The 12,667-nt window shown below is 47.3% G+C and carries 10 protein-coding genes; 2 read left to right on the top strand and 8 right to left on the bottom strand.

The features are described 5' to 3' along the window. Positions 1–430 precede the first annotated feature (430 nt). The 6 genes from DMN77_RS19655 to DMN77_RS19630 all read right to left on the bottom strand — a co-directional run bounded on the left by DMN77_RS19655 (position 431) and on the right by DMN77_RS19630 (position 9,501). Complete coding sequence (locus DMN77_RS19655; RefSeq protein WP_179016088.1) at positions 431–1,984, bottom strand: carbohydrate-binding protein; 1,554 nt, start codon at positions 1,982–1,984, stop codon at positions 431–433. Between the two features lie 233 nt (positions 1,985–2,217). Further along, a complete protein-coding gene (locus tag DMN77_RS19650) occupies positions 2,218–2,874 on the bottom strand; it encodes a DUF1266 domain-containing protein (RefSeq protein WP_068781166.1) in 657 nt (218 codons plus the stop codon). Continuing rightward, positions 2,858–5,500 carry a J domain-containing protein gene (locus tag DMN77_RS19645; RefSeq protein ID WP_179016087.1) on the bottom strand — a complete coding sequence of 881 codons (2,643 nt, stop codon included), beginning with the start codon at positions 5,498–5,500 and terminating at the stop codon, positions 2,858–2,860. The genes DMN77_RS19650 and DMN77_RS19645 overlap by 17 nt, the downstream gene beginning before the upstream one ends. Then, the gene (locus tag DMN77_RS19640; RefSeq protein ID WP_179016086.1) at positions 5,500–7,203 is read right to left on the bottom strand and encodes a molecular chaperone HscC; all 1,704 of its coding nucleotides are present in this window, start codon (positions 7,201–7,203) and stop codon (positions 5,500–5,502) included. The genes DMN77_RS19645 and DMN77_RS19640 overlap by 1 nt, the downstream gene beginning before the upstream one ends. Positions 7,204–7,447: 244 nt before the next feature. Continuing rightward, on the bottom strand, positions 7,448–8,065 hold the full coding sequence (locus tag DMN77_RS19635; RefSeq protein WP_179016085.1) for a sugar O-acetyltransferase: 618 nt from the start codon (positions 8,063–8,065) through the stop codon (positions 7,448–7,450). A gap of 86 nt (positions 8,066–8,151) precedes the next feature. After that, positions 8,152–9,501 (bottom strand): aminotransferase-like domain-containing protein, encoded by a 1,350-nt coding sequence (locus DMN77_RS19630; protein ID WP_179016084.1) that lies wholly within the window; start codon positions 9,499–9,501, stop codon positions 8,152–8,154. Positions 9,502–9,645: 144 nt separating this feature from the next. Here DMN77_RS19630 and DMN77_RS19625 point away from each other — a divergent pair, with 144 nt between their 5' ends. Further along, the gene (locus DMN77_RS19625; RefSeq protein ID WP_179016083.1) at positions 9,646–10,602 is read left to right on the top strand and encodes a DMT family transporter; all 957 of its coding nucleotides are present in this window, start codon (positions 9,646–9,648) and stop codon (positions 10,600–10,602) included. A 147-nt stretch (positions 10,603–10,749) separates the two neighbouring features. On the opposite strand, the gene DMN77_RS19620 is transcribed toward DMN77_RS19625, so the two are convergent. Next, positions 10,750–11,073 (bottom strand): iron-sulfur cluster biosynthesis family protein, encoded by a 324-nt coding sequence (locus DMN77_RS19620; protein ID WP_229521035.1) that lies wholly within the window; start codon positions 11,071–11,073, stop codon positions 10,750–10,752. A 203-nt stretch (positions 11,074–11,276) separates the two neighbouring features. Between DMN77_RS19620 and DMN77_RS19615 the strand changes: the two genes are divergently transcribed. Then, positions 11,277–11,621, top strand: coding sequence for a hypothetical protein (locus DMN77_RS19615; protein WP_179016082.1), 345 nt, complete (start codon positions 11,277–11,279; stop codon positions 11,619–11,621). Between the two features lie 68 nt (positions 11,622–11,689). Here DMN77_RS19615 and DMN77_RS19610 read toward each other — a convergent pair whose 3' ends face one another. Continuing rightward, entirely contained in the window at positions 11,690–12,649 is a 960-nt protein-coding gene (locus tag DMN77_RS19610) for a ring-cleaving dioxygenase (RefSeq protein ID WP_179016081.1), read from the bottom strand. Between the last annotated feature and the right edge of the window lie 18 nt (positions 12,650–12,667).

Below are 12,667 nucleotides of genomic sequence, written 5' to 3'. Positions count from 1 at the left end.
GGTTTTTTGCTATAAGCATGGACTACACCACCCGCATAGCAGGTGGTTTTCTGTTTCGCACGCTTCGCGAGCTCAACTGGCTTAAGCCATAATAAAAAAATCCTCCCAATTCATCATTGGAAGGATTAGTCTCTCACTTGGATCAAATCAAGGGTGGGTTGCTCACCATTAGAACCATGGATATTCAAGTATAAAATGATTTATACAAATGGAAAGATTAATCCTATATTTTGTAGTTTGAAGTTATTCATTTCAAATAAAAATATAGATTAGTTATTCATTGTCCATCCATCAGTCCTCTCATCATTGTATGCTTCTTATAGTAACAATTATTTTTCGGGAATACAACCTTAGTAACCATCAGCCGGTATCCTTATTATTCTCTCTAAAATTTTTCGGCACTAATAGCATACTCCCGTCAAATAATGAATTATTTCAAACTCCAGAGGGCGGGGACATTAGGCGGCTCCCAGCCGAGGAGCGAGGTGTGGGGTTGACGGCATACATAGGTTTTTCCGCCATAGATGACCTCATCATTTACTTTATAGCCGACATTGGGCGCCCAGGCGTCAGAGCTCCCTTGCGCATCCGTCGTTGCGCTGACGGAGCTGCCCGGCGAGACATTTCCTGCGGCATCCTTGGCTGTCACAGTGAATTGGTAGCTGGTGTTGGGGAGTAAATTGGCGATCGTAGCCGTGGTCCCGCTTACTTGAACGACGTTTGTTCCGTAAGTTACGGTATAACCGGTAACGCCGATATTGTCCGTTGATGCGGTCCAGCTTAGGGAAACGCTTGTCGATGTTGTTCCGGTTACGATGAGATTCGCAGGGGCCGTAGGCGGCTGATCATCCGGAACCGAGGGACCTAGCGCATCAAGGTATGCGCGATGACTGTTGGAGAACTCGAAATTGTTGTATTTGTCCCAGTTGATCGACCAGGTCATCAGACCGCGGAAATTTTGAAATCCACTGGTACTGCTGCGCATTTGGTAACCAGGAAGCTGTATTCCTTTCATAATCGCATCAAGCGCTTTCTGAACCTCTGCGGTCGAGGTGAATCCTCCTCCGGCATTGGCATTTGCCGGCAAACCAAGCAGCACCTGATCCGGCCGCAAGCCCGTGAAGAATTGATTGGAATTGCCTGCAATCGGGAAGCCCGCGAGCAGCATGTCAACCATAGCTACATGAAAGTCCGCACTGCCCATATTATGATACTGATTATCCAGCCCGGTGATCGGCCCCGAATTGTAATTTTGCACCTGCAGCCAATCCAGTATATCCCTCGTAGCTTCGATCACAGGCAAATAGGCCCCGGCCCGACTGTCACAGCTAATGCAGCTTCCGCCATAGAAAGTATAACCAAGCTGAACGAAGAAGGTTTCCGGCGCCATTGTTAAGTAGAATTTATCCGTTCCAAAATGATCGTTAATCGTACGGAGTGCTGAGATCAGATTTACGATAACCGGCGTTGTTGGATGCTTGAAGTCGTTATCCCCGGCATTCAAATAAAGAGAATGCCCTTCAAAATCAACATCCAGACCATCAAAGCCATATTTCTCAATAATGGCGGTAACCGAGTTGACAAAGTTGTCGCGGGCGCTGGTCGTGCTCAATTGAACCTGGCCGTTGGCGCCGCCAATTGAGATGATGACTTTCTTGCCCAGACTTTGCAAATAAGCGACATCCGCCTTAAAATCCGCATCCGTGTAATTATAAGGGGTGAATCCGATCGTCCCGTTCGTTACACCGGATACAGGCTCTGCGAACGAGACGTTAATGACATCGAACTTCGTGGATACATCACGCAGCTTAATAAAACCTGAGCCGTTATCAAAATTATGCCAGTAGCCAACGATCGTCTTGCTGCTTACGGCCGCTTGGGCATTAGGCACAGCGACAGAACCGAATTGAAACAGTGTAACTATCAACGCAACAATCAAGGCGCCAATCGAAATTTGGCGAGGTAAATAACGATGGATGTTCACTTTGGATCTTCCTCCTTATTTTCATCCCATTTCACCGCTGATAGCGGTTACAATCTGACTGAAGGCTAATCGCATCCCCCCTCTCCGGCTCGGGAAATCGAGACCTTACCTCTCATAAATATGAAGGGGGTTGCAAGGTATAAGGGGAAAATATGTAGTTCATGGGGATAAAATTGTCTAATCCCTTGAATTTAAAAAAGCCACCCTCCCTAAGGAAAGTGACTGTACAGGCTTCAATATTTCAGTTTTGTATCCCAAGGCAGGAAGCTCCATGGACAATCCGAGTCGGTCAGCTGTCTCTGAATCGATTCAAGATGTGTTGAAGTGCTGGAGGCATCCAGCTCTTTCTGCCAAAATTGCCGGCCGATAATATAGGCGAGCCCATATTCAGTCCAACTTCGATAAGACTGCTGGACCTGATTCGCATTGTTCAATAGATAGGACCAGGCGTATTCTCGCGGGATATATCCGACTTCTGCGCAAAAGTGACATATGGTGGCCGCGCGCCCCAAATCCCAGGCGAGAATGCCGGATTCAGGGAGCAGCTTGTCATATCGTTGCACAATCCGGGCATTGATCTCCTTATATTCGTCCTGCAAGGATGCGATGTACAGGTCCTGCTGCTTTGTGGTCATAACCCGAAGAATTCCCCGGAGTTGGTTAAAATCTGTGCGGTGGCCTTCTTCAGCTAGCCAATTCAGAATTCTATAGGCACTCTCTTCATCTACGATGCTCCACCCTTCACGCAAGAGCACATTCTTAAGAACATCGAAACTGCAGCTTTCTTCATCAGGAGCGTATTCATGGGCATAGGTAAACCCGTTCGCATGCAGCAATATATCGCCTGCAGCCAGCGCCCAGAGTTGGCTTGAGCTAAGCAAGGTATTCATTTAAGATCACTTCCCCCGGGAATTCAATACGTAGCGCTTCATCATCAAGAACATCAGGAAAATCAAAATCCATAGCCGTCTCTTTTAAATAGCTATAAGGATTCATGCCTAATCTATTTAAGAGCTTGCCTCGTTTGCTATAATGCTCCTCCATATACTTAAGCCTTCTTGCGTAATCCGGATGGTCAGGACGTGCCTCTACAGCACTTCGCGCTACTTCCAATCCAGTCTCATGATCGCCAAGCCCGTAGAGAACCAGACTATAATAACTGCTCGTATCTCCGCGCAGTCCTGAATTGTAGGCGGCCTGAAAGTAAATTTTAGCCTTATCATACATATTGGTATAATACATAAGAATTCCGCTATAGAACCAGACATATGGATTCCGATCATTTTTAGAGATATGATCGAAATACCTTCCTACCGAGGTATCGATCATCCTTAGAAGCGAGTCCTCTATACGATTCCAATTTTGCAATTCAACGAATACCCTCACAAGCTGCAACAAAGCCCATTCATTGTTCTCTTCCAGCTTAAGCACCTTCTCAAGCGGATCAATCGCCTCGTCAAAACGGCGGGATGCTAATAGAGAAGCCGCATAAATCTTCACAAAAGCGCTTGGATCTTCGACGCCATCAAGATGTTTGAGAAGCTCTTTATATGCGGTGACTGCTGCATCCCACTCTCTAAGGTACATACTGCTGTTGCCTATGAACAGATTCGCATAGAGTTGCAAGTCTTCCAATTCATAGCTCAGGAACTCGCGCATATTTGTCCGGCATAACTCATATTCCTCCATGCGATAATGGGCTGTCCCTTTAAAATAATAGGCAAAATAGAAGTTTCTCTTCCCCAATGCGATATTAAGCATATCTATACATTCGCGGTGCTTGCCGATGTTCAGCAACACTTCACCGTATTCAAGGAAATAGATCGGATCACTCGCATCATCCAATTCAGCGTTGTTAAAATGGAAAGAACTCTCGGTATATCGTCTCAGATGATAATAACAGTCGGCGATCCCGACATGATACAGACGGTGCCCCTGCTGCTCCAGAGCATGCTTGTAGATTCCAATCGCGTCTTCATATTTCTCTGATTTTCTAAGCGCCTCCGCTTTATAATAGAGCGCCTCGTTATGAGCAGGCTCCAGCTCCAGCACCTGGTCGATCAAGGTCAGACTTAACTTGTGATCCCCCAGAAAATAGGCGTTGCGCGCGGCCGCCAACAGCAGCTCAAGCCTGAAGCTATGATCCGAATCCTGTTCCTGAACGGCTGCCTTATAATAATGAGCGGCCTCATCATAGCGTTCAGCCTGGTGGAGAATATGTCCGTACAGATAGTTTTGCCTAACATTCAATGTCCCGTGCTTCTCCAGATAACTTAATATTTCAAGGGTTGCGTCCTGGAACAGGCCTATCTCTTGATAAGCTTCAACGATTCCAGACAGCCATTCAATAAGTTCGGGATTGGGTTCCAGATGCGTCAAAATAGACTCAAGCCGGCTGAAGTACCTCATTAATTGATATAGTGCATGCATATCCCATGAGCAACGCTTCAGGATGCGCAGATAGGTATGAATCGCTTCAATATCTTGCTTAAGCCCGGTAAGACACTGAGCCAAGCCTGTAAGGGCCTGGGGATGATCCGGTTCATCATTTAGAATTAGAAGATAGGCCTGTCGGGCTTCTTCATAGCTGCCTGTCTTGTAGAGCACGTTTGCCAGTTCAATATAATAATCGGCATCACCGGCCGAAGCATCCATCCCCTGTAAAATCCGCAGCGCCTCATCCCACTTCCCCTGCTGCATCCAGTATTGACCTAATAATCGGCACAGATCAGGCTCATTCGGGATAAGCTTGGCAGCTTCAAGCAAATAATGCTCTGAGCGCTCATAATCATGATGAATTAAGGTGATTTGTGCTCTCCCTCGCAGCGACAGGAAATTCTCCACCACCTCATCATCCAGTTCGCATTTGGCAATAAAATCATAGTTCAAATCCCAATAAGCTTTTAGCTGTCGATAGAAATGAAAGAGATAGGCCTCAGGAAAATGCTTCTCCAGCCATGGTGTCATACTGGACCACTGAAAAGACTCATCAAGCGCTCTCCACACGGCGCCGGGAGCCCAGGATCTCTCCATAAGCATTTTAAGCAACTCATATTCCAGCATTTGACGCGTCTCAAGCCCGATAAACCGATCATCATCAAGCAGTGATTTCCAACGACTTACCTCTACCCGAGCGTGAATATTATCGTAGAGCGCGGCTGCTTCGTGGAGAAACTCTACAGCCAGAGCTGTGGGGATATCTAACTCCTGCGCTGCCTCCGGTTCGTTATTCTCTATAATGGAAACCTTAGCGGTTTCAGTATGGGGGGCATCAGCCATCTCTTCATGAGCGACGGCATAGCCGTCTTGTTCAATATCACCGTCTTCATCTTCACGCGTACGAAGCTGATGATATTGAACCTCTTCTACCACCGCTTCATAGGCTGCACGCAATCGCTGGAAGCCTTGCGGATCATCCTCCGGATGCGTCACCTTAAGCTTGGCTGCATAAGCGCGCTTGATGGCTGCCAGATCGTCTGTAGGTTCGATGCCTAAGAGGCTCCAGAATTCTGTCATCAGAATTCTATCCCCCTCTCAATCGTATCCAGGTAAGCTTTGTAATCTACAACGGTCTGTCTTATTTCCCGGTCATCCTGACGGTTCAGAATATCCTCGAACTGGCGCAGCAGCATCGCCACCTGATCGCGCGTTCTGCCCAGGGATTCTTCATACAACCTTTCTCCGCGAGCCAGGAGCAGCTTAATGTCCATGCGATCACGCGGATGAATCTTAATCTTGGAGAGTTCCTTAAACCTCTGCTCGATCTGTTCTTTGGAGAATTGTCCAGGATGCTCTTCGAAGATCACCTGCTTCTTCTCATCTGTGCTGACCACGGTAGTCTCTACCTCAAGGATGCCATTAATATCATAGGTGAAGCGAATATCAACGGCTTGCTCCCCCTTCCTGCCTGATGGAAGATCAACCAGGAATTCGCCAAGGGCGATATTGTTCTGAATCAGTCTGCTCTCCCCTTGATAGACGTCAATTCGCATCGAGGTCTGCCCGTCATGGATCGTATAGTAGCGTCCGATTTTGCTAACGGGAACGACTGAATTCCGCTCAATGATCGGACTGAAATGGCCGGATTCATATTGTCCCGCGGAAATTTCCACAGCCATGCCCACGCCTAAAGTATGCGGACAGACATCGGTAAGCACGATATCGTTCACAGCTTCATGCCGCGCCTTCATTCCTGCTTGAATCGCAGCTCCGATCGCTACCGTCTCATCCGGATCGATATGCGCGGAGGCCAATCGATTGAACATTCTGGCCACAAACGAAGAGATGATCGGCATCCTCGTCGCCCCGCCGACGAGAATAATCGCGTCGAGGTCGGACGGACGAACTGCCGCATCACGGACTGCCCGCTCGATCGGCTGTCTGAGCCGCGTCAAGAGCGGTTTGGCCAGATTTTCGAAGTAATCTCCACTTATCTTGCAGGGCTTCAGTGGCTCCGGATGGCTAAGCTCCATCACGGCTGCTTTGCCTTGGGACAAGGCAATCTTGGCCGCTTCGGCTTGCTTGCGGATCGCTCCGGTCAACTTGTGATCTTCGAGATTAATGCACCCGATCTCCTGGCGCGAGATGAATTCCTGGTACAGCAGCTCTGTAAAGTCTTCGCCGCCCAGATAGTTGTCACCAGCGACAGCCTGAACCTCCATCAGATCTTCGAACCGTTCAAGAATAGAGACATCAAAGGTGCCTCCACCGAGATCAAATACGAGAAAGCGGGTATTCGGGTCCTCTAAATGCAATCCATAAGCAACCGCCGCGGCCGTAGGCTCGTTAATGAGACGTTCTACCTTCAATCCGGCGAGCAGTCCCGCCCTTCTCGTCGCCTGACGCTGGGCATCGTTGAAATAGGCGGGAACGCTGATTACCGCCTCGGTAACTTTCGTCCCCAGACAGACCTCAGCATCCTCCTTCAGAGCTCGCAGCACAAAGGAGGACAGATCCTCAGGGGTGAATTGATAGTTTCCCAGCTGATAGATTTTGTTCGTCCCCATATATCTTTTGAACACGGAAGCGGTCAATTGCGGGTGGGTAATTAGCCGTTGTCTTGCGACCTCTCCGACGAGCACTTCCCCGTCTTCTTCTACACTGATAATAGAAGGCGTTAAATGCCGACCGAGCGAGTTAGGAATCATCTTCGGTCCTTCAGGCGTAAAAGCGGCGACAACGCTGTTCGTTGTCCCCAAGTCAATTCCAATAATCGTCAAAGTCTATACCTCCCATAGCTATCAAAGCTTAGATCCATTATTATGAGGTGAATTTATGTAACAATGCTGGGATAAGATGATCCCTACTCCTAAAGTCTAGTAATATGACTTATCTATGTTATCGGTCCGAAAATACCGGTTCTTAAGACCTATTAACACTTTTAATAATAGTTCTTGCACCGTATAGCGAAAAATCCCCCTCCTGATCATCATTGTCCAAGGAGAGGGATTCAGCGAAGTAAGCCTAGTCTTCGATATCCGCGTAGTATTCTTCTTTCATCTTTTCCCAGTGATTCTTGTCTGCTTCGGTTATAGCTCTGAGCACTCGGCAAGGATTGCCAACCGAAATGACACCATCCGGAATATCCTTGGTTACGACGGAGCCGGAGCCGATAATGACGTTATTCCCTATCGTTACCCCGGGATTAATGACGGTATTTCCTCCGACCCATACATTATCGCCGATCGTAATTGGTGTCCCGAATTCCAGCAGCGTATTTCGCACGTCTGCATCAACGGGATGTCCGGCCGTAAATACGCTAACTCTCGGTCCGAACAGAACATTGCGGCCGATCTTCACCTTGGCTACGTCCAGAATAATGCAATCAAAATTAGCATAGAAATTGTCACCAACCGAAATGTTGCAGCCGTAGTCACAGCGGAAAGGAGGTTCGATGTACACCGACTCTCCTACCGATTCGAATAAATCTCTGAGAATCTGCCCTCTATAATCTTTTTGTTCCTCTGTCGTGTTATTGAACAAGCGCGTAAGCATGCGGGACTTCTTGCTATCCTGGGCCAATTCCCCTGTACCTGCCATGTAGAGCTTGCCTGCCAGCATTTTCTCTTTATTCGTTGCCATCTCTCTCTACTCTCCTACCTGAATGTAATATGTGGACTGAAGTCATAACCAATCCGTCTGATCGTAACAGAATCCGGACCTGATATTCAAGCTTTCAGGCTGCGGAGTATATCCGCCAATTGGGCAATTCCTGTATCGATTCGTCCCTCGGATACATGGCTGGCGTTCAGCTTGATGAGATTTCTTTGCAAATAACCAGGCCAATAATGCTTATCCATCGGTTCGAGGAGAATGGACCGCTTCTTCGATTGCTTTATAATCTGCGGCACCGATAGATGCTCCCCCAGAACCAGATGGGTATGAATGCCTGGATATTTCGATGGATCGTAATGGAATATCCCCTCACTACGTTCACTCTCACGCCTCAGCGCCGCATCAAGCCGCTTTGCCCGCGAGAAATACAGGCTGCGCATCTGCTCTTTATGGCGGGCGAACATCCCGCTCTGGATATATATTTCGAGTGCGCCCTGGGAGAGCATGGAACTGTCAATATCGATAGAGCGCTTATATCGGATGAACCGTTCGTTCAGGGGATCGGGCAGTACCACAATGCCGATACGCAGTCCCGGAAAAATGATCTTGGAGAAGCTCTTTAAGTAAATCACACGTGAATACGTATCATACGCAAATAAAGGATCCGATTTGCCGTCTTGCTCCAGATCAGCCATATAATCATCCTCTACGACATAGACGTCATATTTATGGGCCAGTGCAACGATCTCTTTTTTCTGCTGCGGAGTGTAAGACGCCCCTAGAGGGGAATGCAAGCGAGGGATAGTATAGAAAAATTTAATATCCCCTGTCTTGAACAGCTCTTCCAACCGATGCATATCTATCCCTTGAGCTGTGCGATAGATCCCTTGCACCGGCAGCCTGTGTGTCCGAAGATGATCGATGTATAGATGATAACCTGGCTGTTCGATGAGTATGGTCTGCTTTCCATTGGGAAAAGGAAGTAAAGTCAGCACGGCTAGAGCCAGCTGTACGCCAGAAGTGATGACGATGCTGCGCTCCAACGCGAATACTTGGGATTCTGCCAGCTGCTGGCGCATCACCTTGATTAGCGAAGGCAATCCTTGCGGCGTTCCATATAAGAATAAGTCATTCTTGTACATATCGATCGCTTTGTTAATGCAATGCTGGAAATCGAGATAAGGGAATAGTTCCGGGTCTGGCGCAGAAGTGGCGAAGTCGATCATGGCCGGCTCCTTCCCTTCGCCCCGGCTGCTCTTCTGTACGACATAATAGCCACTTCGGGATACTGAATAGATCATATGGCGTCGCATCAGCTCATTGAGAGCAGCCAGCACCGTGCTTTTGCTATAGCCATATTGCTTGGCCAATGTCTGGATTGAAGGAAGTTTGCTCCCCTGCCGGAACGTTCCATTTCGAATGCCGCTTTCGAGTTCATCAGACAGATGTATGTATTTTAGCAATCGAATCAACTCCTTCTCGCCATCTGTACCGGTACAGATAAACTTTTTGGCTATTGTAGCACAACCCTTCCCACCTTACTATAAGGGTGAGCCGTTTGATGATCCATACATCTATTTGAAGCAATTTATTGAGGAGGAGTATCCGTGCAAAGTCGGCAAACGAAGCTCGCTTATACAGCGGCTATATTCAATGCTTTGATTATTGGTTTTTCATTTCTTTTTGTTAAATTAGCGCTCCAGGGTTCTCAGCCCTTGGACACGCTTGCCCATCGGTTTACGATAGCGTTCATAGCTACTGCTATTTTAATGGTTATCAAGCGACGTCGCATTCAACTGGACTTAAGGAGCCTGCTAACCTTAATTCCGCTGGCTCTGTTCTATCCGTTTCTTTTCTTTGTACTGCAGACCTTCGGGTTGGTATATACAACCTCATCCGAGGCCGGGATCGTAAATGCGCTAGTTCCCATTTTTACGATGCTGCTGGCTTCGGTATTTCTCAAAGAACGCTCCAGCCTGCTGCAGAAATTATTCACTGTGTTAACTGTTGCCGGCATTGTGTTTATTTTCGTAATGAAAGGCGTGCAGTTAAATTCGTCCAGCAGCCTGGGCATCGTACTTATTTTGTTATCTGCGCTGTCCTTCTCGTCATATAGTGTGCTTGCTCGTAAAATTACGCAGAAGATTCATCTGCTGGATATTACGTTTGTTATGTCCTTGATCGGTGCCCTATCCTTTAATGGGATCTCTGTGATTCGCCATGGTGTTCAGGGCAGCATAAATCATTACTTTGATGCCTTTACTGCGCCGTCATTTATCCTGTCTATTCTCTACCTTGGTATATTGTCATCGCTCATAACCTCTTTGCTGGCTAATTATGCTCTAAAGTACATGGAAGCTTCAAAAATGAGTATATTCAGCAATGTAGGGACTATATTTACGATTATCGGAGGGGCCATCTTCCTTAAAGAGCAGCTCGCATACTACCATCTCATCGGTGCTGCTATGGTCTTGATCGGAGTCTTGGGCGTTAGTCTGACTAAACCTGGAGATAGCTTCTCCAAGCTGCGTAAAACGCGACAGGGTTCGACATCCACCAAATAGTATGAAAGGCGTCATTTCATCCATGTCCTTATTGGATGCCCTGGTCGTACGGGGAGCTTCAATTATCATATAGTTGACGTAATGATAGTTATGTAAACTATACGACATCATAAAAGACCACCCCCTGGTGGTCTTATTGGTCTTTCATTAAATTTGTCGCAGGTCCTTTATTCTGACGTTGCTGCTGAACAATGAAGCATCACTGCGAACGGTGAACGAAGGATAGTTCGGATCTGCGATGATCTTCATCGTCTGATCGAACAAGCTCTGCTGCTGACGGTCAACATACAGCTCGAACGCATCAGCTTCTACTTTAACATCCGTATCAAGCGGCTGATCAATAATCTGAAGGGTCAGGACGCCATTGCAGCCGCAATCTTCCGTGTCATAGAACAGTTTAAAGTAACCGGGACGTGCTCCCATATATTCATTCAGCTTCTTTTCTGTAAATGGATCCATATGAACGTTCAAGGCCAAGCGCTCCTTTTAACTTTAGTTGTATAGACTATTATAGCATCCATCGGTAGCCTCATGCTCTTAATCCTGTTTCTATTAATTAATATAATGAAACATTAATGTGATATAATTCTTTTCGCAACTGGATTGCTGTATAAATCATTTCGATTCCTGACATAATATCTCAGAATTCAACTACAGTACTTGGAGGGAATCAAGTGAATCAGAATTCACAAGCCCAGCAGATTTCACAGCTGATTCAGCAATTAAAGCAGCAGACGAACCAGGCTTCGATGGCTTATCAGCAGCTTATGCGTCAGGAAGAGAGCAATGCTATGCAGCTAGAACAGCTGGCTCAACGTGAGCGGCAAGCTGTGCAAGTCATTCAGACCGCGCTTCAAGGTCACCAAACAGCCATTCAGCAGCTGCAGCAAATCTCTAACCTGGCTCAGCAAATGAGCAGCACAATGTCCCAGTCGGCAACTTATATGCAGCCTCAGTACAATACGAACCAATCGATTCCAGGCCCGTCCATGGGATATATGAATCAGCATCGGCAATAGGCCTGGCCTTTCCTGAACAAGAAGTGACTTCGCTTCAAAGATGTGTGAAGATATGACTTTGAACGAAGTCACTTTTTCTCCCCTATTTCATCGATTGGCAGCAAATTCTGCACAATTTCTGCGCGTCGCCCTTCCAAAAATGGCGGCAGGCTTAAATCTTTCCCCAGTTCTTCAAGTCTTGAATCAGCAGTGAATCCAGGTCCGTCCGTAGCAATTTCAAATAAAATCCCGTTTGATTCGCGAAAATACAAACTTTTGAAATAAAACCGATCTACAACCCCCGAAGTATAAAATCCGCGTTCGTTTACCGCCGCTTCCCAATCACGCAGCTCCTCTTCATTCTTAGCCCGTATCGCTAAATGATGAATGCTTCCTTTTCCCGGCTTCTCTCTGGGCCCGAGATCTTGTCGAATAAGAATTTCCCCGAAGGACTGCCCGGCGACAGATTGGTAAATTGCCTCCTTATCGGAATGAGAAGCTTCAACGTAACCGAATAACTCTGTCAGCGTGTTGGCAAGCCGATCCAAATGACGAACCGTGATCTCAATCGTCCCCATTCCCAGAATAAGATGCTGAGGGTCCACCTCGGAGCCTGTCCAGGCCTGCCAGGTATTAGGAACCTTCTCGCCGTTATTATTTAGCAGTACCATGCGCAGGCCTTCCTGATCCTCAAAATGCAGCGCATCCCGTCCTGCATAGCTCGTTATTTCCCCATGATTTACCGCCAGGCGTTCGAACCGCTCTTTCCAGTAAACCAGGCTCTCATATGACGGAACCAGCAGTCCGATTTGCGTAATGGCATTGCTTCCGCGAACCGTGCCGCCTATGTTGGGCATTTCAAAAAAGGTGAGCTCTGTGCCCGCGCTTCCACTCCGATCCCCGAAGAACAAATGATACATGGAAGGATCGTCCTGATTCACAGTCTTCTTCACCCTGCGGAGCCCCAAAACTTGCTGATAGAAATCGTTAATTATTTTTGCGTTTTTGCTAAGCATTGAAATATGATGATGTCCGGAAATGGTGTGCATTTTCTATTCCTCCCAGCA

It is taken from the genome of Paenibacillus sp. 79R4, from assembly GCF_013393165.1.
Taxonomy (GTDB): Bacteria; Bacillota; Bacilli; order Paenibacillales; family Paenibacillaceae; genus Fontibacillus.
This window is presented reverse-complemented; position numbering and strand designations above follow the sequence as displayed.